General features: G+C 72.6%; 22 protein-coding genes. 10 read left to right on the top strand and 12 right to left on the bottom strand.

Annotated elements, in window-relative coordinates; translation table 11 throughout:
• The gene (locus ACFFCA_RS04890) at positions 1-837 is read left to right on the top strand and encodes an exodeoxyribonuclease III (protein WP_375482378.1); all 837 of its coding nucleotides are present in this window, start codon (positions 1-3) and stop codon (positions 835-837) included.
• A gap of 44 nt (positions 838-881) precedes the next feature.
• On the opposite strand, the gene ACFFCA_RS04885 is transcribed toward ACFFCA_RS04890, so the two are convergent.
• Together ACFFCA_RS04885 and ACFFCA_RS04880 are read right to left on the bottom strand one after the other, a co-directional pair.
• Positions 882-1,502 carry a LysE/ArgO family amino acid transporter gene (locus tag ACFFCA_RS04885; RefSeq protein ID WP_375482376.1) on the bottom strand — a complete coding sequence of 207 codons (621 nt, stop codon included), beginning with the start codon at positions 1,500-1,502 and terminating at the stop codon, positions 882-884.
• A complete protein-coding gene (locus ACFFCA_RS04880; RefSeq protein ID WP_375482374.1) occupies positions 1,499-2,068 on the bottom strand; it encodes an AAA family ATPase in 570 nt (189 codons plus the stop codon). Before ACFFCA_RS04880 ends, ACFFCA_RS04885 begins: the two co-directional genes overlap by 4 nt.
• Before the next feature lie 256 nt (positions 2,069-2,324).
• Here ACFFCA_RS04880 and ACFFCA_RS04875 point away from each other — a divergent pair, with 256 nt between their 5' ends.
• Entirely contained in the window at positions 2,325-2,747 is a 423-nt protein-coding gene (locus tag ACFFCA_RS04875) for a hypothetical protein (RefSeq protein WP_375482372.1), read from the top strand.
• An 8-nt stretch (positions 2,748-2,755) separates the two neighbouring features.
• On the opposite strand, the gene ACFFCA_RS04870 is transcribed toward ACFFCA_RS04875, so the two are convergent.
• Genes ACFFCA_RS04870 through ACFFCA_RS04835 form a run of 8 tightly spaced genes read right to left on the bottom strand, consistent with a single transcriptional unit; the run spans position 2,756 to position 8,198 of the window.
• A complete protein-coding gene (locus ACFFCA_RS04870; protein WP_375482370.1) occupies positions 2,756-3,484 on the bottom strand; it encodes an MBL fold metallo-hydrolase in 729 nt (242 codons plus the stop codon).
• 9 nt (positions 3,485-3,493) lie between these two features.
• Complete coding sequence (locus ACFFCA_RS04865) at positions 3,494-3,928, bottom strand: pilus assembly protein TadG-related protein (RefSeq protein ID WP_375482368.1); 435 nt, start codon at positions 3,926-3,928, stop codon at positions 3,494-3,496.
• Positions 3,925-4,437: a TadE/TadG family type IV pilus assembly protein gene (locus ACFFCA_RS04860; RefSeq protein WP_375482366.1), complete on the bottom strand. Its 513-nt coding sequence runs from the start codon at positions 4,435-4,437 to the stop codon at positions 3,925-3,927. The genes ACFFCA_RS04865 and ACFFCA_RS04860 overlap by 4 nt, the downstream gene beginning before the upstream one ends.
• Complete coding sequence (locus ACFFCA_RS04855) at positions 4,434-4,904, bottom strand: TadE/TadG family type IV pilus assembly protein (RefSeq protein ID WP_375482364.1); 471 nt, start codon at positions 4,902-4,904, stop codon at positions 4,434-4,436. The genes ACFFCA_RS04860 and ACFFCA_RS04855 overlap by 4 nt, the downstream gene beginning before the upstream one ends.
• Positions 4,905-4,909: 5 nt before the next feature.
• Positions 4,910-5,110 carry a hypothetical protein gene (locus ACFFCA_RS04850; RefSeq protein WP_375482363.1) on the bottom strand — a complete coding sequence of 67 codons (201 nt, stop codon included), beginning with the start codon at positions 5,108-5,110 and terminating at the stop codon, positions 4,910-4,912.
• Positions 5,111-5,126: 16 nt separating this feature from the next.
• A complete protein-coding gene (locus tag ACFFCA_RS04845) occupies positions 5,127-6,074 on the bottom strand; it encodes a type II secretion system F family protein (protein WP_375482361.1) in 948 nt (315 codons plus the stop codon).
• Positions 6,071-6,928, bottom strand: a complete 858-nt coding sequence (locus tag ACFFCA_RS04840) for a type II secretion system F family protein (protein WP_375482359.1) — start codon at positions 6,926-6,928, stop codon at positions 6,071-6,073. The genes ACFFCA_RS04845 and ACFFCA_RS04840 overlap by 4 nt, the downstream gene beginning before the upstream one ends.
• Position 6,929: 1 nt before the next feature.
• Positions 6,930-8,198, bottom strand: a complete 1,269-nt coding sequence (locus ACFFCA_RS04835) for a CpaF family protein (RefSeq protein ID WP_375482357.1) — start codon at positions 8,196-8,198, stop codon at positions 6,930-6,932.
• A 203-nt stretch (positions 8,199-8,401) separates the two neighbouring features.
• Here ACFFCA_RS04835 and ACFFCA_RS04830 point away from each other — a divergent pair, with 203 nt between their 5' ends.
• The 6 genes from ACFFCA_RS04830 to ACFFCA_RS04805 all read left to right on the top strand — a co-directional run bounded on the left by ACFFCA_RS04830 (position 8,402) and on the right by ACFFCA_RS04805 (position 17,670).
• A complete protein-coding gene (locus ACFFCA_RS04830) occupies positions 8,402-8,944 on the top strand; it encodes a hypothetical protein (RefSeq protein ID WP_375482356.1) in 543 nt (180 codons plus the stop codon).
• Between the two features lie 141 nt (positions 8,945-9,085).
• A complete protein-coding gene (locus ACFFCA_RS04825; RefSeq protein WP_375482354.1) occupies positions 9,086-10,516 on the top strand; it encodes an FAD-binding oxidoreductase in 1,431 nt (476 codons plus the stop codon).
• 54 nt (positions 10,517-10,570) lie between these two features.
• Positions 10,571-14,029 (top strand): BTAD domain-containing putative transcriptional regulator, encoded by a 3,459-nt coding sequence (locus ACFFCA_RS04820; protein WP_375482352.1) that lies wholly within the window; start codon positions 10,571-10,573, stop codon positions 14,027-14,029.
• Between the two features lie 86 nt (positions 14,030-14,115).
• Complete coding sequence (locus tag ACFFCA_RS04815; protein ID WP_375482350.1) at positions 14,116-15,564, top strand: NAD(P)/FAD-dependent oxidoreductase; 1,449 nt, start codon at positions 14,116-14,118, stop codon at positions 15,562-15,564.
• 27 nt (positions 15,565-15,591) lie between these two features.
• Entirely contained in the window at positions 15,592-16,539 is a 948-nt protein-coding gene (locus tag ACFFCA_RS04810) for an SDR family NAD(P)-dependent oxidoreductase (RefSeq protein WP_375482348.1), read from the top strand.
• A gap of 159 nt (positions 16,540-16,698) precedes the next feature.
• The gene (locus ACFFCA_RS04805; protein WP_375482346.1) at positions 16,699-17,670 is read left to right on the top strand and encodes a type IV toxin-antitoxin system AbiEi family antitoxin domain-containing protein; all 972 of its coding nucleotides are present in this window, start codon (positions 16,699-16,701) and stop codon (positions 17,668-17,670) included.
• A gap of 38 nt (positions 17,671-17,708) precedes the next feature.
• Here the strand turns inward: ACFFCA_RS04805 and ACFFCA_RS04800 are convergent, their stop codons facing one another.
• Both ACFFCA_RS04800 and ACFFCA_RS04795 read right to left on the bottom strand, forming a co-directional pair.
• Positions 17,709-18,566: an ROK family protein gene (locus ACFFCA_RS04800; RefSeq protein ID WP_375482344.1), complete on the bottom strand. Its 858-nt coding sequence runs from the start codon at positions 18,564-18,566 to the stop codon at positions 17,709-17,711.
• Positions 18,567-18,601: 35 nt separating this feature from the next.
• Entirely contained in the window at positions 18,602-19,798 is a 1,197-nt protein-coding gene (locus ACFFCA_RS04795) for an acyl-CoA dehydrogenase family protein (protein ID WP_375482342.1), read from the bottom strand.
• Positions 19,799-19,996: 198 nt separating this feature from the next.
• Here ACFFCA_RS04795 and ACFFCA_RS04790 point away from each other — a divergent pair, with 198 nt between their 5' ends.
• Positions 19,997-21,526: a catalase gene (locus ACFFCA_RS04790; protein ID WP_375482340.1), complete on the top strand. Its 1,530-nt coding sequence runs from the start codon at positions 19,997-19,999 to the stop codon at positions 21,524-21,526.
• A 10-nt stretch (positions 21,527-21,536) separates the two neighbouring features.
• Positions 21,537-22,088, top strand: a complete 552-nt coding sequence (locus ACFFCA_RS04785) for a DinB family protein (protein ID WP_375482338.1) — start codon at positions 21,537-21,539, stop codon at positions 22,086-22,088.
• Positions 22,089-22,101: the final 13 nt, after the last annotated feature.

Genomic DNA, 22,101 nt, shown 5'->3' with positions numbered 1-22,101 from the left:
GTGCGGATCGCCACCTGGAACGTCAACTCCGTCGTCGCCCGGATGCCCAAGCTGTTGGACTGGCTGGGGACGGCGCAACCGGACGTGGTGTGCCTGCAGGAGCTCAAGACCAGCGTCGAGCAGTTCCCCGGCGACGACATCGCCGCGCTGGGCTACGAGGTGGCCGTGCACGGCACCGGTCGCTGGAACGGCGTCGGGATCCTGTCGCGGGTCGGGCTCGACGACGTGCGCCGCGGCCTGGCCGACGAGCCGGGCTTCGTGCCCGACGACGCGCCCAGTCTTTTTCCTCCGGGCGAGACGGTCGATGCGCACGAGCCGCGCGCGGTGGGCGCCACCTGCGGCGGCGTGCGGCTGTGGTCGCTGTACGTGCCGAACGGGCGCGAGGTCGGCCACCCGCACTACGACTACAAGCTCGCGTGGCTCGACGCGCTCGCCGCCACCGTCCGCGACGAGCTGCCGTCGTCACCATTCTTCGCACTGCTCGGCGACTTCAACATCGCCCCCACGGACGCGGACGTGTGGGACCCGGCCGTCTTCACGACGTCCACCCACGTGACGCCGGCCGAGCGTGGCAAGCTGGCCGACCTGCGCGAGCTGGGCCTGACCGACGTCGTGCCGCGCGCGATGAAGTACGACACGCCTTACACCTACTGGGACTACCGCGCCGGCAGCTTCCACAAGAACCTCGGGATGCGGATCGACCTGGTCTACGCCAGTGCCGGGCTGGCGTCGGCGGTGTCGGACGCCTACGTCGACCGCGAGGCCCGCAAGGGGTCGGTCAAGGCGGGCAACGCGCCGTCCGACCACGCCCCCGTCGTGGTCGACGTCGACCTCTGACGCTCGTCCGTCGGCGTCGCCGGTAGGGCCGTCGGCCTCGCCGGTCAGCCGAGCAGCAGCCGCACGGCGGTGATGGTCATGACGACCGCGACGAACGCGTCGAGCGCCCGCCAGGTGCTGGGCCGGTCGAAGCGCCGGCCGAGACGGCGGGCGCCGAAGCCGATCACCGCGAACCACACCGCGCTGGCCACGGCCGCCCCCGCCGCGAACCACCACTCACGGCCGCCGTGTGCGTTGGCGACGGAGCCGAGCAGCACGACCGTGTCGAGGTAGACGCCCGGGTTGAGGAACGTCAGGGCCAGGGCGGTGAGCACGACGGCGCGCAGGCCGGGCGCATTCGGGACCACCGCGTCCGGGGTGGTGGGTGGCGGGCGCAGCGCGCGTCGGGCCGCGAGCAGGGCGTAGCCGAGCAGGAACGCGGCCCCGGCGTAGCGGACGACCGGCAGCACCCAGTGCGCGCGGCGGAACACCGCGCCGGCGCCGGCGGTGCCCGCCGCGATGAGGGCGACGTCGGCCAGCGTGCACACCGTGACCACGGCGGCCACCCCGCGCCCGAGCACGCCGACCCGCAGCAGGAAGGCGTTCTGCGGCCCGACCACGACGATGAGCGACAGGCCGAACCCGAAGCCGGCCAGGGCGACGAGCAGGGCGTCCGCGTCGATCACGCCGTCCCGGCCGCCGGTCCGGACAGCCGGTCGAGCAGCTGCACGTAGGTGGCCTCGACGTCACCCTCGGGCGCGGGGACGAGCTGGGCGTGCGGGCGGTTCGCCAGCAGGAGCAGCAGGCGGTCGTACATGGCCTCGAGCTGCGGCGTCCCGCCCGCCGCGTCGAGGAATTCCTGCGCGTCGTGGTGGACGGGGTCGTCGGACGTGGCCGTGCGTGCGGCAAAGCGCGCCAGCACGCGATCCTTCGACTCCATGAGCACGATCTCGTGGTGGCGGGCGCCGGCCTGCTCAGCGACGTCGGCGAACTCCTGCAGGGCATCGATGCGGCCGAGGTACTGCGGAACCACGACGTCGTGGCCGGCCTGCAGGTGGGCCCGGGCGGCGGCCACTCCGAAGCCGCGGGCCAGCGTGTACGCGGCGAGCGGGTCGTCGCGCCAGCCGCCGACGAAGCGCCGCAACCGGTCGAGGTCCAGGTTCAACGCGCCCGGGTGGTCGCGCAGGTAGCGCTGCGCGAGCGTCGATTTGCCGATGCCGGGCGGCCCGTTGAGGACGACGAGGCGGGCCACGACGGGCAGTCTAGGAGGGTGGTCGGGCCGGGGTTCGCCGGCTTCGTGCGAGGTGCGGCACGCGGACGCCCGGCCGTCCGGCCGTCCGCAGGGGCGTCCCCACGAATTGATCCGGTCCGTCGATCAGGTGATACTTCACCGACGTCGAACAGGAGGACGGGTGGCACTCGGTCAAGGACCTGGTCACCGGGGTCGTGTCCGGCACCGACGCCGCTGGTCGGTCCTCGCCGCCGCGGCAGCAGTCGTGGTCATCGGCGTGATCGTCATCGTGAACGTCAACGGGTCCGGCGATTTGTCCGGTCAGGACTCCCTCGCCGAGCTGCAGTCCTACGCGGCCAAGCTGCCGCTGCCGTCCGGATCCACCCTCACGCACGAGACGGCCCGCAAGGCCGAGGGCGATGCGAATGCCTACCTGCAACGCAACTACCGGCTCACCGACGGCACCCGGCCCACGGCGGACATCAAGAGCGCCCTGCAGCAGGGCGGTTGCCGGCTGGCCGACCCGCGCACCGGGACCGACGAAGCGGTGGATTCGACCTTGTTCGCGGAGTCGAGCGCCCCGGACTCCGGTGACGTGTACGTCCTGCCGCCGGGCACCCGGGGCGCTGGCTTCGAGCTCACCTGGAAAGGCGCCGAACTGACCCTGCGCGCCTCCGGAGGGGACGTTCGCGGCGCCTGACCACGGGTCTAGCGGCGCGCGCGAGCCTGGGCGACAGCGTCGCCGATCGAGCCGCGCCAGGGGTCGCCGTGGCCCGGCAGCAGGAGGTCGGCGTCGAGGTCGGCCAGTGGTAGCAGCGCCGGCTCGGGGTCACCGTGGTTGAACCACGGCGCGATCAGTTGCGGGCCGGTCGTGCGCGACACCGAGTGGCCGGTGATCAACCCGTCGCCGGTGACGATCGCACCGGCGTCCGGAAGCAGGTACGCGGTGTGGCCGGAGGTGTGGCCGTGGGTCGCGACGGGAGTCGGGCGGCCGGGCAGGTCCAGCGCGCCGGCCCGCGGAAACGCAGCGGCCTGCTGCACCGGGACGTCCGACAACGCGCCGACGCGCATGATCCGCAGCGTCCACGGCAGCACCCCCGGACGCCAGGCGTTGCGTGCGACGTCGAGCGGGCCGGCCTGCTCGCGGTGGTCGTGGCGTGCGTGCCCGACCTCGACGGGGTCCGTGTAGACGGGCGTGCCGTAGGTGTCGGCGAAGAACGCGGCCGACCCGACGTGGTCGATGTGGGCGTGGGTGAGCAGTACCGCGCGCACGTCCTCAGGGCGCCGACCGACCGCACGGATCGACGCCATCAGGGCGTCGCGGTCGCCGGGGTAGCCGGTGTCGACGAGCGTGACGTCCTTGCCGTCGACCACGAGGATCCAGTTGACGTCGGTGCCGTGCCCGACGAAGACGCCGTCGGCGACGCGTTCGACCATGCGTCCTTCCTACCCGACGACTGCCGCACGCGCGCTCGAGGTGGTGGTGTGGCGCACGTGCGCCCGGCCGAAGAACGCGCCCAGGGCCAGGGTGCGGGTCTGCCGGCAGGTCAGGGTGATCCGCTCACGGTCCGGCGACAGCGCGACGCCGACCCGCACGTCCTGCCGTGTCGGGTCGCGGTGCAGGTAGGCGACCACGCCCGCGCTCACGTCGGTGAAGCGCAACGAGGTCCCGCCGGCCACCGAGCTGTCGCGGTCGAGGTCGGCCGAGCTCGCGGCCGCCGCGGCGGCCGCGCCGTCGCACACGTCCTGCAGGTCCCGCTGCTGCACCAACGCCTGCCCGAGCGACACCGACGCGGCGACCATGATCAACGCGATGAGGAAGAACCCGAGGATGAGCGGGATGGTGGAACCCTCGTCGCCCGGCCGCGGCGGGCGCGTCACGTGAAGTCCCGGAAGTCATCGACGTGCACCACGTACTCGGCCGTCGTGCGGATGCCCCGTCCGGACAGCACGCTCGGCACGCCCGGCAGCTCGGTGCGGCGCGTGACGCAGACGGCGAACTCGGCACCCGCACGCAGCACCGGCGTCACCTCTCGCGCGCCGCACCCGGACCCACTGCGCACGAAGCGCACGGTCGCGTCGTTCGGCAGGCCCTGGTCGGCCAGGGCGAGCCGCACCGCGGCCTCGACCCGCGGACCGGCCTGCGCTGCGGTGTCGCTGGTGGCGAACGCCCGGCCGGCGTCGCGGGCGGCCTGGTCGACGGCCAGCTGCCCGCGCTGCACCGTGGCCACCGACGCGATCAGGTACATGAGGGGCACCATGATCACGACGGCGACGAAGACGAACTCGATGATGGCGCTGCCGCGGTCGCAAGGTCGGTCTCCGTCGGCTCGCGCGGCCTCGTCCAACCGTGCATCGACCGCGTCGAGCACCAGGCGCAGGCGCCTCACCGGCCCTCCCGGAGCACCGAGGAACGTACGTCGACCGTCAACGGCAGGCCGAGGGGCGTGAAGAACAGCCGCACCCGCCCGCGGCAGTGCACCGTCGTCACGACGAGGCCGGACCGTTGGTCACGCCCGGGCCCGGAGGTGCAATGGATCGCCCGCGCGTCCTTCGCGTCGAGCCCCTGACCGACGAGCTGCTCGGCCCGTGTCGCACCTGAACGCGGGCTCACCCCCTCGGCGGCGGCGTAGCGGGCGGCGTCCGCGGCCGATGCGGCGGCCACGTTGCGGGCATAGAAGTAGACAGCGGCCTGCAGCACGGCGAACAGCAGCAGGAGCAGCAGGATCGACATCATGACGAAGTCGACGACCGCCGCACCTCGGTCGTCGGGCGGTACGCCGTGGTCGTCGGGCAATACGCCGTGGTCGTCGGCCAGCGCACCGTCTCGCGCACCGCGACGGCACCGGAGGCGCACGTCGACTACTTCCCGGACCCACTGACGGAGTCGATGATCCCGGACAGCGAATGCTTGATCTGCGGTTCGAACACGCCCAGGATCGCAACGACCAGGATGGCGGTCATGACCGTGACCATCACCCAACCGGGGACGTCGCCGCGGTCGTCCCGCACCCTCTCACGCGCACCGGCGAGCCATACCTGAAGGTATGCGAGCAGTTTCATTTGTGTCCTCCTCCGGTCACCGGGTCAGCGACGTCAGCGTCAGCAGACCCGGGAACAATGCGAACAACACGGTGACCGGCAGGATCAGGAACACCACCGGCACCATCATCGAGATCTCCTTGCGCCCGCCCGCCTCGAGCAACGCCCGCTTGCCGACCTCGCGGACGTCGACGGCCTGGGCCCGCAGTACGTCCGCGAGCGGCGTTCCGCGTTCGACGGCCACCACCACGCCCTGCAGGAACCGCGAGAACGAGTCCATCGTGGTCTGCTCCGCGAGCTCGGACAGCGCCGCCGTGATCCGCGTCCCCGCACGAGCCCGGTCGAGAGCACGGCGCAGGTCACGTGCGATCTCGCCGTCGGTGAGATCGCAGACCCGGGTCAGCGCGTCGACGGGCGACTCACCGGCCACGACCGCGAGGGCCAACAGGTCGGCGATAACCGGGAACTCGGCAAGCATGGCCTGTTCGCGGCGCTCGAGCTGCTGCGACAGGTACCAGTCGCGGCCGAGCACACCGGCCACCAGCCCGGCCAGCGCGGCGAGGACGACGAACAGCGGACTGATGCCACCCCGCAGCCAGCCCCCGACTCCGACGACCAGGGCGCCGAGAACCGTCCCCGCCACGCCCCAGACGACCTGTTCGATGCGGAACTCGTCCAGGGTCATGCCGCTGCCCAGCCCGCCCAGTCGCCGACGCACCGACGCGGCCCCGCCCACGGTGCGGTCGACGGCTCTGACCAGCTCGGCGAGGAGCGGGCCGAAGATCCGGCGGGCGACCGCGAACGGCGCCGCGGTGGCGGTCGGCCGGGCGAGCAACCGGGACGGCGGTGGCGTGTCGCCGAGGTAGGGCGCGATCCGGTCGGCGAGCCGGATCGGACGCATCGGCGGCGTCGCGCGGACGGCCACGACGACCCCGCCGGCGGCCAGCAGCCCGAGGCCGCCGCCGAGCAGCCACAACGCGCTCATCGCAGGACCCGCTTCTCCTGCGGCAACCGGCCGATGTGCAGCATGACGCGGTAGGCGACGACGCAGACGACCGCACCGATGGCGAGCAGCAGGGTGCCGCCCGGGGTGTCGTAGGCCTGCAGCGTGGCCGACTGCGTGCCGAGCAGCAGCAGGACGATCCACGGGGCCGCGACGGCCAGGCGCGCCGCGTTGACCACCCAGCCCTGCCGGGTCTCGAGCTCGGCACGGGTCCGTGCGTCGGCACGCAGCAACTCGGACAGGGTGCGCAGCACCGTGCCCAGGTCGCTGCCGCCGACCTCACGTGCCACCCGCATGGTCTCGCAGACGCGATCACCGACCGGATCCGCGAAGTCGTCCTTCAGCGCGTCGAGGCACGTGCCGAACCGTCCGCTCGCGCGGTAGTTCGCCGCGAAGCGGGCGAACGGGGTACGCAGCTCGGCCGGCCCGCGGATCGCCAGCGCCGACAGGCCCTCGGGCAGCGACATGCCCGCGCGCACGGCGGAGGCCAGGTTGTCGATCGCCTCCGGCCACAGCTCGCGCAGCGCCACCTGCCGCCGGGCACGCAGCCGTCGCACGACGACGACGGGCAGGAAGAACCCGAACACCCCGAAGCAGACCGCGACGGCGACGGTGCGGGTGACGGCCAGGACGAGCACGAACGCGATGAGCGCGGCCAGGACCTGCACGGCGAGCAACTGGCCGGCGCCCACCCCGTCGATACCGGCTTGACGCAGCAGCTCGCGCCGACGCGCCGTCCAGCCCGTCGACGGGGAGCGCTTCTGCGGGGCCCTTGGACCGCTGCGCCAGATGAGCAGCAGGCCGAGCCCGGCGATCAGGCCGACGAGTGCGCCCACGTCAGCCGCCCGCCGCCGGGCGCAGGTCGGCACGGTGGCCGAGCGCGTGGGCCAGCTCGATGCCGGCCGCCTCGTACCGGTCCGGGTGCGGCGGGTACCCGTCGCCCCGCTCCAGCCGGCCGCGCCGGGTCGTGAAGATCTCGGACGTCTCGATGACATCGCCCTCGACGCGTCCGGTGACGCCGACGACCTCGCGGACCCGGCGCTGCCCGCTCGCGTCCAGACCGAGGTGCACGACGAGGTCGACGCTGGTGGCGACCGTCGGCACCACGAACCCGGCCGAGACGTTCTCGCCAGCCAGCAGCGGCAGCGTGCACATCTTGATCAGTGCCTCACGGGCGGAGTTGGCGTGCAGCGTGCACATGCCGGGGAGCCCGCTGTTCAGGGCGATGAGCAGGTCGAGGCACTCCTCCTGCCGCACCTCCCCGACCACGAGTCGCGACGGGCGCATGCGTAGCGCTTCCTTGATCAGGCGTCGCAGCGGGATCTCGCCGGTGCCCTCGAGGTTGGGCTGCCGCGTCTGCATGGCCACCACGTCGGGCAACCGGATCGACAGCTCGAAGACCTCCTCGACGGTGACGACCCGTTCGCGCGCCGGCACCGCGCCGCACAGCGCGTTCAGCATCGTCGTCTTGCCGGCCTGCGTCCCGCCGGCGACCAGGACGTTCAGACCGGCGACGACGGACGCCTCGAGGAAGCGTGCCACCTGCTCGGTGAGCGAGCCGGCGCGGACGAGGTCGTCGAGCGAGCGCAGGCCGACCGCGAACTTGCGGATGTTGACCGCCATGTGCCGGCGGGTGATCGACGGGATGACGACGTGCAGGCGTGACCCGTCGGGCAGCATGGCGTCCACGAACGGCGTGCTGAGGTCGATGCGCCGACCGGTCGGGCGCAGCATCCGTTCGACGAGCTCGGCGACCTGGTCGGCGGTGAGGATCGTGGTGGTCAGCTCGGAGCGGCCGTTGCGGGCCACGAACACCCGGCCCGGCTCGTTGATCCAGATCTCCTCGACGGTGGGGTCGTCGAGCATGGGTTGCAGTGGCCCGAACCCGGCGACCGCGTCCACGAGCCCCCGGATCATGGCCAGCGGGTCGCCCATCGCCGGCAGGCTCGCGGTGACGGAGCGGTCGCGGTACTCGCCGACGACCTCCTCGACGAGACGCGCCACGACGGTGGGCTCGGCGATGGGGTCGATGCCGCGCCGGCGCACGAGTTCGCGCACCTCGGTCTCGAGGATGGTCCGGGCAGACCGATCCGGCTCGAGCGTCACGTCCCTCACCCCCGTGTCGCTGATCAGATGCAGACCCTAGGCGCTTGCTAAGGGATATTCCACACGAAACGGACAGGCTGTGGACAACGCCGAGGTCGCCGTGACGCCCGTGGCGCGTGCGACGGATGAGGCCCGCGCGGCCCTCCGTCCCGTTCGGATCGAGCCCGCTTGTGCCGGACCCCGACCGCGCACACGATGGCTCGATGAGGTGGTGGCAGCCGGTCGTCGATCGCGACGACGACTTCACGCCGTTTCTGACCGCGCACCTGCCGGTGCGGGTCACCCTGCTGCGACGCGCCGGCTGGGTTCTCGTGCTCGCCGGCTTCGGCGTGGCACTGGGCGCGGTGGTCGCCCACGGCGAGCAGGTGCAGCTCGCCGGCACGACGGCCGGCGAGCTCGCGGTGTACCTGCTGCTGCTCGACCTGCCGACCCGCCGCCTGCACCGATACAGCCGCGTCGGCACCGGCTACACGACGCTGCACGTGCTGGCCACGGTCGCGCTGGTCGCCTGGACCTGGCTGCTGCCGTTGCCCGACGCCGGTGCCGGCCTGCGCGGCGCGACCGTGCTGGGGGGCCTGCGCGGCAGCCCGCACCCCGACCCGGCCGGCCCGTGGCGCGTCGCCGCCTGGGTGCTCGGCGGGCTGGCCGTGGCGGGCGGGATCACCCTGCACGTCCTCGTCCAGCGCCTGGGTCGAAGCCTCGCCACGTCGCCCGGCGACACCGACGCCGACCACACCCCGCGCTGACCGCCCCGCGGCACCGCGACCGGCGCTTGGACGCCGCTTGGATCGGCCGCAGCGAATCCCGGGCGCCGGCCCAAGTGCGCGCCAAGCACCCTGCGCCAGGGTTCTGGCCATCGCACCCGATCCGAGTCACGGAGACCCACCATGACCACGCTCGTCCCCGAGTCCCACCCCGGCACCGACCCCGGCCCCGACACCACCGACATCGCCACGACCCTGCGCGCCGAGGTCCGCGGCCGCGTCCTCACGCCCGCCGACGACGGCTACGCCGAACTCGCCACCCCGTGGAACGTCGCGGCCGCGTCGACGCCCGTCGCAGTCGTCGAGGTCCTCGGCACCGCCGACGTCGCCGCCACCGTCCGCGTGGCTACGCGCCACGGCCTCGACGTCGCCGTCCAGGCCACCGGCCACGGCGCCTGGGGCTACACCCGCCCGACCGTCCTGGTCCACACCGGCCGCCTCGACGAGGTCACCGTCGACCCCGCCACCCGGTCGGCCCGGGTCGGCGCCGGCGTGCGCTGGCAACAGGTCCTGGACGCCGCGGCACCGTACGGGCTGTCCGGCCTGGCCGGCTCGGCCCCGGACGTCGGCGTGGTCGGCTACCACACCGGCGGCGGGCTGTCCCCCGTCGCGCGCACCTACGGCTACGCCTCGGACCGGGTCACCGCGTTCGACGTCGTCACCGGCGACGGGGAGATCCGGCGCGCCACCCCGGACCGCAACCCTGCCCTGTTCTGGGCGCTGCGCGGCGGCAAGGGCGCGTTGGGCATCGTCACCGCGCTCGAGTTCGAGCTGCTGCCCGTCGCCGAGCTGTACGGCGGCTGCCTGTACTTCGACGGCGCCGACCTGCCGACCGTCCTGCGCACCTGGCGCGAATGGAGCGCGACGCTGCCGGAGCAGGCGTCGACCTCGCTGGCGGTGCTGCGTCTGCCGGAGATGCCGATGGTGCCGCCGCCGCTCGCGGGCCGGTGCACCGTGGCCGTGCGTTTCGCGTGGATCGGCGACCCGGAGGACGGGGCGCGCACCATCGCGCCCGTGCAGCAGGCGGCGCCCGTGATCCTCGGCGGGACCGGCGTCCTGCCCTTTTCCGCGCTCGGCAGCATCCACGCCGACCCGGTCGACCCCATGCCGGTGCATGAGCGTTCGTTGCTGCTGCGGGAGCTGCCCGACGCGGCCGCGGACACCCTGCTCGAGGTCGCCGGGGCCGATTCGGGCAGCCCGCTCGTCATCGTCGAGCTGCGGTTGCTCGGCGGCGCGATCGCCCGCGAGCCGGAGCACCCCAGCGCCGTGTGCCACCGGGACGCCGCGTTCACACTGCTCGCGATCGGGGTGCTCGCCCCGCCGATCGCCGAGGCCACGGTGGCGTCCGCGCAGGCGGTCCTCGACTCGATGTCGGCGTGGTCGGACGGTGCCGTGCAGCCGAACTTCGCGGCCTCCGGCGACCCGCTGCAGGCCGCTCGCAAGTACGACGACGCGACGCTCGCCCGGTTGTCGACCCTGGCCGCCACCTACGACCCGGACGGGGTGATCCTCGCATCGCGGGCGATCCGGGCGGCCTGTGCCGCCCGGGCCTGACGAGCGGGGTCGCACCTCTAGGATCTGGCGGCCGTGTTGGCCATGATGTCCTGCGTGACGCAGGGGGCGACGCGGACGGCGACACGGACGCAGTACTGCCTGCTCGGCCCGGTGGACGTCTTTCGTGACGGCCACCGGGCTGAGCTCGGCGGTCGCAAGCAGCGTGCTGCGCTGGCGATGCTGCTGCTCGAGGCCGGACGCGTGGTGTCGACCGACCGTCTGCTCGACGCCGTCTGGGGTGACGACCACCCGTCCAGCGCCTCGGCCGGGCTGCAGGCCTACATCTCCAACCTGCGGCGCGTGCTCCGCGACGACGCCCGCGCCACCTCGCCGATCCTGCGCAAGGGGTCCGGCTACCTCATCGATATCGCCGCCGACGACCTCGACACCGTCCGCTTCGCCACGGAGTGCAGCGCTGCGCAGTCGGCCGTGGACGCCGGTGACTGGACCGCCGCCGTCGACGCGGCCCGCCGCGCGGAGCACCTGTGGCGCGGCCCGGTGCTCGCCGACTACGCGGACGAGGAATGGGTCCGCGTCGCCGCCGCGCCGCTGGAGGAACAGCACGCGGTCGTGCGGCAGAACCTCGTCGTGGGCCTGCTCGGTACGGGACAGGTCGGCGAGGCGGTGGCGCGGTCACGTCGCCTCGTCGACGACCAGCCCCTGGCCGAACGGGCGTGCTGGCTGCACGCGGTCTCGCTGTACCGGGCGGGACGCGCTCCCGAGGCGTTGGAAAGCCTCCAGGCGCACGCGCGGCGACTCAGCGAGGAACTGGGCCTGGACACCGGGCCGGCTCTGCGCGACGTCCAGGGTGCGATCCTGCGCCAGGACGCCGCGCTGGCCACGTGGCCCGTCGAGACGTCCGCGAACCGCACACCGCCAGTCGTCGAGCCGGACGCGCAACCGGACGCTCGGCCGGACGCTCGGCCGGATTCGCAGCCGGGCGCCGACGCGGCGGACCCGGCCGGGAGTAGCGACCTGGTCGGCCGGCGCCCCGAACTGGAGACCGCCCGCGCCCTGCTCGACCGGGTCGACGAGGGACTGCGCCTCCTCGTGCTGAGTGGGCCCGCGGGCATCGGCAAGACCCGCCTGGCCGAGGAGATCGCCGCGGCCTGGCCCGGCCGGCTGGTGCGCGCGGGCTGCCCGGACGACGACGGCGTGCCCGCGTGGTGGCCGGTCCGGCAGGTGCTGCGCGGGATCGGCGCCGACCCGGACGCGCTGCTGACCCCGCAGCCCGGTGTCGACGCCGACGCGGCCCGCTTCGCCGCCTACGACGGCGTGGCGCGGGCGCTGGCCGCCGCGGCCCACGACGAACCGCTGCTCCTGCTCGTCGAGGATGTGCACTGGGCCGACACCGCGTCGCTGCGGATGTTGGCGCACCTGGCCGCGGCCAGCTCGGCGACGCTGAGCGGCCTGGGCCTGCTCCTGACGTGCCGCGACGACGAGGGCGGCCCCAAGGTCGAGCGCCTGCTCGCCACCGTGGCCCGGCGACCCGGGTCGCGGCACCTGGCCCTGCCGGCGCTGTCGACCGACGAGGTGGGTGCGCTCGCCCGGCAGGTGAGCGGCCGCCCGGTCGACGAGCAGGAGGCGCGCTCGCTGACCCGGCGTACCGGCGGCAACGCCTTCTTCGTCACCGAGTACGCCCGACTGTCCGACGACGAGCGCGACGAGCTGCCCGTCGCGGTCCGATCGGTGCTCGGGCGGCGCCTGTCGGGCCTCGACCCCGCTGTGCTCCAGGTGCTGCGCACCGCCGCCCTGATCGGTGACCGCCTCGAGATCGACCTGCTGGCCGCGGTCACGCGGCTCGACCGTGACGAGCTCGCCGACCTGCTCGACGAGGCGGCCGACGAGCACGTCATCGTCGTCGCGCCGGGCGGCGGCGCCTACGTGTTCGCGCACGCGTTGCTCCGCGACGAGGTCGTCGCCGGGTTGTCACCGGTGCGCCGCCAGCGCCTGCACCTGCGCGTGGCCGACGCGGTCGGCCCGGGTGGTGACACGGACCGCCTCGTGCGGCGCGCGGCGCACCTCGTCGCGGCGCAGCCCCTGGCGGACGCCCACGACGTGTACGCCGCCTGCCGTGCCGCGGCCCTGGACGCCGAGAGCCGCTGGGACCCGGACAGCGCCGCCCACTGGTGGGCCCTCACCCTCGAGGCCTTCGACCAGCTCGCGGAACCCTCCGACCACGACCGGGACGACCTCGTCGTCGCCCAGGTGGCGGCCCTGGCACGCGCGGGGCGCGGCCAGACCGTGCTGGACGTCATCGACGCCGCTCTGCTCGACGCCGTGCGCCGCGACCGGCTGGATTCGGCCGGCCGCCTGGCGTCCACCCTGCTGCGCACCAGCGGCTCGTGGCCCTGGGCCGCCTACGGCGGCGATCCCGGACCGCTGCTCACCCGGCTGGCCGGCGTCGAGTCGCTCGTCGACGACAACCCGGCGGCCCACGTCAGCCTGCTGGCGGCGCTGGCCGTCGGCAGCTGCTACGACCCCGACCCGAACGTCCCCGACCGGCTCAGTGCCCGAGCGCTCTCGATCGCGGAAACCCTCGATGACGACGACGCGCTCGCGGACGCGCTGCTGGGGCGCGCGCTGACGTACTCCGGCGTGGCCGAACGCGCTGTCGAGTCGGTGCGCATACTGGACCGCCTCGCCGGTCTCGACCACCGGCTGCGCGCGCTGGACGAGGTGATCTCGCACGGGCTGCTGTTCCTCGCCCGGCTGCCGCTCGGGGACGCCCAGTCGGCCGCCGAGCACGCGCACTTCGGCGCCCTCGGCAGCGACCTGCTGCGCCTGGCCACCAGCCGCGTGCAGTTCCGCTGGGCCGAGGGCACGTTGGCGCTGGTGCACGGGGACCTCGACCTCGCGGAAGCGCACTACGCACGCGCCGCCGAGCTGCACGAGCAGACCGAGCTGTACCGGAGCGGCGTGTTCGAGGTCGCCCGGTTCACCCTCGCCTGGGAGCGTGGGCGCCTCGACCGGATCGACGTCTCCCAGTTCGACGCCCGCACCCTGCCCTGGGCGGCGGCGGTCTGCGCCGTGGCCACCGACGACCCCGCGGCCGGGGAGCTGCTGGCCACCGAGGTGGCCCGTGTCGAGGCCCCGCGCTGGACGACGCACAGCCGCCTGACCATGCTCGCGCACGCCGTCGCCGACGCGGGTGCGCGCGAGCAGGCGGCGTCGCTCATCGAGCGGTTGACGCCGCTGACCGAGTGCCTCGCCAACATCGGCCAGTGCGGGGCCGTGGGCGCGGTGGGGGTGGGCCTGGCCCGCCTGCACCTGCTGCTCGGCGACCACGACCGGGCCCGGACGGCCGTCGAGGCTGCCGAGGCGGTGGCCCTCCGGGCGCAGGCGCCCGGGTCGCTGCTGCGGTGCCGCATGCTGCGTGCCCGGCTCGACGACGCCGGCCGAGAGGAGTGGTCGGCGATCGCCGACGAGGCGCGGCGGCGCGGCCTGGACGGTGTGGCGGCCGAGGCGGACACGGCGCTGTCGACCGTGGGCGCCCGGTCACAGCGCCAGTAGCGACCATCACCCCCTGGGTAGGAGTGCCTCGAGCACATCGGGTGTTGTACTGGCTGAAGGCCCACACACCAGCGAGAGGGGACACGATGTCTGAGACCTTGGCACACCGCCACCGCGTGGTGATCATCGGCTCGGGCTTCGGCGGCCTGTTCGCGGCCAAGAAGCTGCGACGCGCCAACGTCGACGTCACGCTCATCAATCGCACGACGCAGCACCTGTTCCAACCGCTGCTGTACCAGGTGGCCACGGGCATCCTGTCCGAGGGCGAGATCGCCCCGGCCGCTCGCGAGATCCTGCGGAAGAACAAGAACACCCAGACCCTGCTCGGCGACGTGACGGACATCGACGTCGCGGCCCGCACCGTCACCTCGCACGCCGGCGACACCGTGACGGTGACCCCGTACGACTCGCTGATCGTCGCCGCCGGCGCGTCCACGTCGTACTTCGGCAACGACGACTTCGTGCCGTACGCACCCGGACTCAAGTCCATCGACGACGCGCTGGAACTACGCAGCCGCATCCTCACCGCCTTCGAGTTCGCGGAGCTGGAGCACGACGAGGCCAAGCGCTCCGAGTGGCTGACCTTCGCCGTCGTCGGTGGCGGCGCCACCGGCGTCGAGATGGCCGGGCAGATCTCCGAGCTCGCGCACCGCACGCTGCGCAAGGACTACCGGTCGATCGACACCACCAAGACGCGCATCGTGCTCGTCGACGCGCTTGACACCGTGCTCAGCGCGTTCGGCACCAAGCTGGGCGCCGGCGCCGCCAAGCAGCTCGACAAGCTCGGCGTCGAGGTGTGGCTCGACGAGAAGGTCGTCGGCGTCGACGACCGCGGCATGACCGTCGAGGACCGCAGCGGCACGCGGACGCACATCCCGGCCCGCACCGTCATCTGGGCGGCCGGCGTCAAGGGGTCTTCGCTCGCCAACACGCTGGCCGACCAGACCGGCGCCGAGATGGACCGCGGCAACCGGATCAAGGTCAACGACGACTGCACGCTGCCGGGCCACCCGGAGATCTTCGTGGTCGGCGACATGATGTCGCTGCACGACTACCCGGGCGTCGCCCAGGTGGCCATGCAGCAGGGTTCCTACGCAGCCACCGCCATCGTGCGCGAGATGCAGGCCAAGGCCGCGCAGAAGCCGTTCCACTACTTCGACAAGGGCAGCATGGCCACCATCAGCCGCTTCCGGGCCGTGGCCAACGTCGGTCCGCTGAGGTTCAGCGGATTCATTGCCTGGGTGCTGTGGCTCGTGATCCACGTCTTTTACCTCATCGGGTTCAAGAACCGGGTGACGACGTTGCTGCACTGGGCCGTCAGCTTCATCGGACGGGGCCGGGCGCAGCGCGCGACCTCCAGCCAGCAGCTGGTCGGACGCAACGCGGTCCGCGCCCTCGGCCTCCCGGACGACGCCGACCCGGCACAGTCGACCGAGCCGGCCCGCACCGCGCCGACGGTGTCGCAGGGTGCCGAGCCCGAGCCCGCACCGGTTTCTCCGACGCAGCCCGAACCGGAGCCCGCTCAGCGACGCTGAAGCCCCTGTCCCGTTAGGGTCCTGATCATGCTCACCCGGGCGCTCGACACGCTGCTCGACCGTGCGGTCGTTCCGGGGTATTCACGGGTCGGGTACGTCGTGCGCCGCCGCTGGTGGGACGACGACCCGACGCCCGGGCAGCTCGACGGGCACACCGTCGCCGTCACCGGCGCGAACTCCGGGCTCGGGAAGGCCACCGCCGTCGGTGCCGCCCGGCTCGGCGCGGCGGTGCGCCTGCTGTGCCGCGACACGTCACGGGGCGAGCAGGCCCGGGCCGAGATCCTGGCCGACCTCCCCGAGGCCTCCGTCGTCGTGGACGAGTGCGACCTGTCCAGCCTGAAATCCGTCACCGCCGTGGCCGCACGGTTGCGCGACGAACTGCCCAGCCTGCACGCCCTGGTGCACAACGCCGGGGTGCTGCCGCCCGATCGTACCGAGACCGCCGAGGGTCACGAGCTGACCGTGGCCACCCATGTCCTCGGTCCACACCTGCTGACCAGCGAGCTCGGCCCGGTGCTGACCGCGGACCGGGACGCACGTGTCGTGTTCGTCTCGTCCGGCGGCATGTACACCCAACCGCTGCGCATCGACGACCCCGAGTTCCAGCTCGGCGACTACGACGGCACAGTGTCCTATGCGCGGACCAAGCGCATGCAGGTCGTGCTCGCGCAGTTGTGGGCGCAGCACCTGCCCGGTGTCGCGGTGCACGCCATGCACCCCGGCTGGGCGAGCACGCCGGGCATCACCGATTCGCTGCCGCGCTTCGCCCGGGTGGTCGGGCCCATCCTGCGTAACGCCGACGAGGGTGCCGACACCGCGGTGTGGCTGACGGCCGCCGACTGGCCCGGCGCGACGACCGGCTTGTTCTGGCACGACCGCCGGCCCCGCCCGAGAAACTACCTGCCGTTCACGCGGCATACGCCCGACGACGCGCAGCGGCTCTGGGACTACTGCGCCGTCTCGACCCGCCTCTGACGACCCGCGCCTTCCCCTGCACCGCCCGTCGCCCTTCCTCCCGCTTGTCACCCTCCGATAGCGCCCTGCCGGCCGGCGACGCGGCGATGCGAGGGTGACAAGCGGACGGGCTGTGGACAACGTCCGCGCCCGGACCCCTGTTCTGACAACCTGCCGGACATGCGCGCACTACCGTCGGCTCCCGGCCAGTTCGGCGTCGTTACGGCACGCCAGGCGTACGCGGCCGGCTGGACGTCCGCCGCGCTGCGGCACGCCGTCGCCGTGGGCACCCTTCGTCGCCTGCGGGCCGGCGTCTACGCCGTTCCTGCGCCGCGCACGGGCGACGCCGCGGTCGACGCCGCCTCCGACCTGCGCCAGGCCGCGGTGGCGGTTGCGATCGCACACCGCCGGTCGACTCTCACCGCTGCGTCGGCGCTGGTCGTGTACGGCGTCCCGCTGCTCGATCCGTCGCCTCAACCGTGCGTCACCTTCGCCCGACGCTTCCGCGGACACATCGACGGGGCGCACCTCCACCGCGCCCGGCTCTGGACCGGCCAGATCCGCCGCCTCGGCCCCGTCCTGCTCACGACCCCGGAACGCAGCCTCGCGGACCTCGCCCGGGAGCGCGGGGTCGACGCGGGGGTGGTGAGCGCCGACGCCGGGCTGCGTCTCGGCGTGTGCTCGTCGGCCGACCTGGACGCCGCTGTCCAGGACTGCCGCGGCTGGCCCTTCGCGCGCCGGGCGGCGGAGGCCCTGACGGCGGCCCACCCCGGCGCCGAGTCCGCGCTGGAATCTTTGAGTCGGCTGCGCATCACCCGTGCCGGATTGCCCGCACCGCGGACGCAGGTCGAGATTCGAGTCTCCGACCGGTTCGTCGGACGGGTCGACTTCTACTGGGACGAGCCCGGTGTGGTGGGTGAGGCCGACGGACGCGGCAAGTACACCGACCCCCAGGTGCTCTACGACGAGAAGCGGCGTCAGGAGCGCCTGGAGGCGGCCGGGCTCATCGTGGTGCGGTGGGGATGGGCGGAGCTGGCGGACTTCACCACGACGGCCGCGCGCCTCCGCTCGGCGTTGGCCCGAGGCACGGGTCGCCCGGCAGACCTTCGTGGGTGGACCACCACTTGTCACCCTCGCGTAGTGGCGAGTTGATCTCTACCGCAGCGACCCGAGGGTGACAAGCGACGGCGCTAGGGGTGCAGGGCGTGGACGGCGGCGCCGACGAAGCCGCTGCGCTCGGCGTCCGCGGACACCCGGACCGGCGGCAGCGTGCCCGCGCCGGCGCGCAGCCACGGTTCGAACAGGTCCCACGACGCGGCCATCGAGCCGCCGACGACGAGCAGGTCGGCCGCGAACCCGGCCAGCACCGACCCCACCGCGACGCCGAGCGCGCCCAGGGCCCGCTCCAGCACAGCCGCCGCCCGGTCGTCGCCGGTGCGGGCCAGGTCGGCGATCTCGCGCACGTCGGCCGACGGCGCCCCGCCGGCGGCGGCGAACGCCCGGCGGATCGCGCGCCGCGACATGACGTCCTCGAGCGGGACGCCGTCGACGTCGACGAGATGGATGCGCCCGTTGCGCGGGTAGCCCGGGTCGACCACCGCACCGTCGACGACCCACCCCGACCCCACGCCGGTACCAAGGGTCAGCCCGCACACCCGCGCGGCTCCGACGGCCGCCCCGGCCGTCCACTCCCCCAGCGCGAACGCGTCCGCGTCGTTGAGGAACGCCACCTCGGCGTGCAGTCCGCCGCGCAACGCCGCGCCCACGTCGACCCCGTGCAGCGCCCCGAACTTGCCCACTGCGGCGTCGAAGAGCGCGATGCCCTTCGGATAGTCGAACGGGTCGGGCATGGCCACGCCCCACGTCGATCCGGCGGGCGCGGGCAACTTCAAGGCGACGGACACGAGACGGGCCAGGATCTCGTCGGCGCCGGCGTCCGCGTCCAGGGGTTGCCGGACCGCGTCCGACACCGTCCACCCGTCCGGATCGACGAGCGCGGCCGAGACATGGGTGCCGCCAACCTCGAGCACGGGGCTCGGGGAGCTCACGGGGCTGGTCATCCAGGGGCGCTTTCGACGCGTCCCTAGAGCCTGTACTCCTTCAGCAGACCGCGGCTGATGATCGTCTTCTGGATCTCGGAGGTGCCCTCGCCGATGAGCAGGAACGGCGCCTCACGCATGAGCCGCTCGATCTCGTACTCCTTGGAGTAGCCGTAGCCGCCGTGGATGCGGAACGAGTCCTGGGTGACCTCGGCGCAGTACTCGGAGGCGATCAGCTTGGCCATGCCGGCCTCGACGTCGTTGCGGGTGCCGGCGTCCTTCAGACGTGCGGCGTTGACCATCATCAGGTGCGCCGCCTCCACCTTGGTGGCCATCTCGGCGAGCTTGAACGCGATGGCCTGGTGGTCGGCGATCTGCTTGCCGAACGTCTTGCGCTGCTGGGCGTAGGCCACGCCGAGCTCGAAGGCACGGATCGAGATGCCGCAGGCGCGGGCGGCGACGTTCACGCGGCCGACCTCGACACCGTCCATCATCTGCGCGAAGCCCTTGCCGCGGCCGTCCTCGCCGCCGAGGATGCGGCTCGCCGGCACGCGGACCCCGTCGAGGATCATCTCGGTCGTCTCGACGCCCTTGTAACCCATCTTCTCGATCTTGCCGGGGATGGTCAGGCCGGGACGGGTCTCGCCGAACCCGGCGTCCTTCTCGATGAGGAACGTCGACATGTTCTTGTAGACCGAATCGGCCCCCAGCTCGTCCTTGACCAGCGTCGCGACGACGCGTGACCCGCCGCCGTTGGTCAGCCACATCTTCGACCCGTTGATGACGTACTCGTCGCCGTCCGGCACGGCCCGGGTCTTGATGGCCGAGACATCGGAGCCGAGGTCGGGCTCGGACATCGAGAACGCGCCGCGAATCTCGCCGGTGGCCATCTTGGGCAGGAAGTACTGCTTCTGCTCCTCCGTGCCGTGCTGGGCGATCATGTAGGCGACGATGAAGTGGGTGTTGATGACGCCGGACACCGACATCCAGCCGCGCGCGATCTGCTCCACCACCAGGGCGTAGGTCAGCAGGGACTCGCCGAGCCCGCCGTACTCCTCGGAGATCATCAGGCCGAACAGGCCCATCTCCTTCATGCCCTCGACGATCGCCTCGGGGAACTCGTCCTTGTGCTCCAGGTCCGTGGCGTAGGGAATGATCTCCTTGTCCACGAAGGTCTTCACCGCCGACAGGATCTCGGTCTGGATCTCGGTCAGTCCTGCGGTCTGGGCCAGGCGGGCCATGCGAACCTCCAGCTGGGCACCGGTCGACGGCGCGTGTCTCGGCGATTACCGCCGAGTATCCCCGGCCGGGCGACCGGCGGCCAAAGTGAGACCCGGTGACGTGACTCTCAGCCACGCCGCCCACGGCCGGTACGCGGCCCCCCGGAGCCGGGTAGGCACCTTGTGCGCGTCAATCCGCACGCCCGAGGAGGCACCACCATGACCCAGACCCCAGAGAAGTACACCACCACCAACGCCGGTGCCCCGGTGGAGAGCGACGAGCACTCCCTGACCCAGGGCGAAGCCGGCGGCATCCTGCTCCACGACCACTACCTCATCGAGAAGATGGCGCAGTTCAACCGCGAGCGGGTCCCGGAGCGCGTCGTGCACGCCAAGGGCGGCGGGGCGTTCGGCGAATTCGTCGTCACCCAGGACGTCAGCGCCTACACCAAGGCCGACTTCCTGCAGCCCGGCAAGCGCACCGAGATGCTGGCCCGCTTCTCGACCGTCGCCGGCGAGCAGGGCTCCCCCGACACCTGGCGCGACCCCCGCGGTTTCTCGCTGAAGTTCTACACCGAGGAGGGCAACTACGACCTCGTCGGCAACAACACCCCCGTCTTCTTCGTCAAGGACCCGATGAAGTTCCAGGACTTCATCCGCTCCCAGAAGCGGCTGCCGGCCTCCGGCCTGCGCGACAACAACATGCAGTGGGACTTCTGGACCCTGTCCCCCGAGTCCGCCCACCAGGTCACCTGGTTGATGAGCGACCGCGGCATCCCGCGCACGTGGCGGCACATGGACGGGTACAGCAGCCACGCCTACCAGTGGATCAACGCCGCCGGCGACCGGTTCTGGGTCAAGTACCACTTCAAGACCGACCAGGGCGCCGACTACCTGACCCAGGACAAGGCCGACGAGCTGGCCGGTTCGTCCCCGGACAACCACCGCCAGGACCTGTACGGCTCCATCGAGAAGGGTGATTTCCCGTCCTGGACGCTGAAGGTGCAGATCATGCCCTTCGACGACGCCGAGGACTACCGCTTCAACCCCTTCGACCTGACGAAGGTGTGGCCGCACGGCGATTACCCGCTCATCGAGGTCGGCACGATGACCTTGAACCGCAATCCGCAGAACTTCTTCGCCGAGATCGAGCAGTCGAGCTTCGAGCCGTCGAACTTTGTTCCCGGCATCGACACCTCGCCCGACAAGATGCTGCTGGGCCGGATCTTCAGCTACGCCGACGCCCACCGGTACCGCATCGGCACGAACTACACGCAACTGCCGGTGAACGCGCCGAAGGCTGCTCGCCAGCTGGGCACGTACAGCAAGGAAGGGTCCATGGCCTATCGCTTCAACGACCCGTCCACCCCGGTGTACGCGCCGAACTCGTTCGGCGGCCCGCACGCCGACACCTCGCAGCAGGACGGCAAGGGCTGGGAGGCCGGCGGGCCGATGATTCGCGCGGCCTACACCCAGCACGTCGAGGACGACGACTGGGGCCAGGCCGGCACTCTGGTGCGTGAGGTCCTCGACGACGCCGGGCGCGAGCGGCTCGTCTCGAACATCACCGGACACGTCCTGAACGGAGTCGAGGAGCCGGTGCTGTCGAGGGTGTTCGAGTACTGGTCCAACGTGGACGCCGAGCTCGGCAAGCGTGTCGAGGAGTCGGTGCGCTCGCAGCAGTCCGACAGCGCTCCGAGCACCGCACTGGGCGCCACGACGCCGGGCGACGAGGCCGAGAAGGTCTGACCCACCGACCGTGAACGACACGCCGACTGCGCGAGCCGGCGGGGCAGCCATCATCGCCCCGCTGCTCGCGCAGTTCGACGCTTCCCTGGTCATGCTGCTCGACCGGCTCGACGGCCTGGACGCGGATGAGTACCGCTGGTCGCCGATCCCGGGTGCCGCGGATCTCGTCCCGGTCGTCGGTGACGAGCTGGTGGCCACCGAGAACCACGGCGGCGAGCCGATCCGCACCATCGCATGGTCCCTGGCGCACCTCGTCGACGGCTTCCTGACCCGCGCGGACCACGTCGACGGCACCCACTCCCTCGCCGAGGAGTACGGCCCGTTCCCGGGCGACCCGACGGACGCGGTGGACGAGCTGCGGCGCGCGGCCGACCGGTGGCGGGTCGCCGTGGCCGGCGCCGACGACGAGCAGGCGATGCAGGTCGGCTACTCCGCCTACCCGGCCGGGCTCGACCGCGGCCTGCCGTTCGTCGACATCGTCTGGTGGGTGAACCGGGAACTGATCCACCACGGCGCCGACATCGCCATGATGCGTGACCTCTACCTCGCGCTGGGTGGCTGAGACCGTTTTCGGC

The sequence above is a fragment of the uncultured Jatrophihabitans sp. genome (genome assembly GCF_964252635.1).
Taxonomy (GTDB): Bacteria; Actinomycetota; Actinomycetes; order Mycobacteriales; family Jatrophihabitantaceae; genus Jatrophihabitans.
Note: the sequence above shows the minus strand (reverse complement) of the source record. Positions and strands in the feature narration are given on the sequence as shown.

Bases quoted from the DNA above. Each gene is read 5' to 3' on its own strand.
- ACFFCA_RS04805 (WP_375482346.1), top strand. From the start codon at position 16,699: ATGCGCGCACTACCGTCGGCTCCCGGCCAGTTCGGCGTCGTTACGGCA.
- ACFFCA_RS04850 (WP_375482363.1), bottom strand. From the start codon at position 5,110: ATGAAACTGCTCGCATACCTTCAGGTATGGCTCGCCGGTGCGCGTGAG.
- ACFFCA_RS04845 (WP_375482361.1), bottom strand. From the start codon at position 6,074: ATGAGCGCGTTGTGGCTGCTCGGCGGCGGCCTCGGGCTGCTGGCCGCC.
- ACFFCA_RS04815 (WP_375482350.1), top strand. From the start codon at position 14,116: ATGTCTGAGACCTTGGCACACCGCCACCGCGTGGTGATCATCGGCTCG.
- ACFFCA_RS04830 (WP_375482356.1), top strand. From the start codon at position 8,402: ATGAGGTGGTGGCAGCCGGTCGTCGATCGCGACGACGACTTCACGCCG.
- ACFFCA_RS04795 (WP_375482342.1), bottom strand. From the start codon at position 19,798: ATGGCCCGCCTGGCCCAGACCGCAGGACTGACCGAGATCCAGACCGAG.
- ACFFCA_RS04810 (WP_375482348.1), top strand. From the start codon at position 15,592: ATGCTCACCCGGGCGCTCGACACGCTGCTCGACCGTGCGGTCGTTCCG.
- ACFFCA_RS04790 (WP_375482340.1), top strand. From the start codon at position 19,997: ATGACCCAGACCCCAGAGAAGTACACCACCACCAACGCCGGTGCCCCG.
- ACFFCA_RS04870 (WP_375482370.1), bottom strand. From the start codon at position 3,484: ATGGTCGAACGCGTCGCCGACGGCGTCTTCGTCGGGCACGGCACCGAC.
- ACFFCA_RS04825 (WP_375482354.1), top strand. From the start codon at position 9,086: ATGACCACGCTCGTCCCCGAGTCCCACCCCGGCACCGACCCCGGCCCC.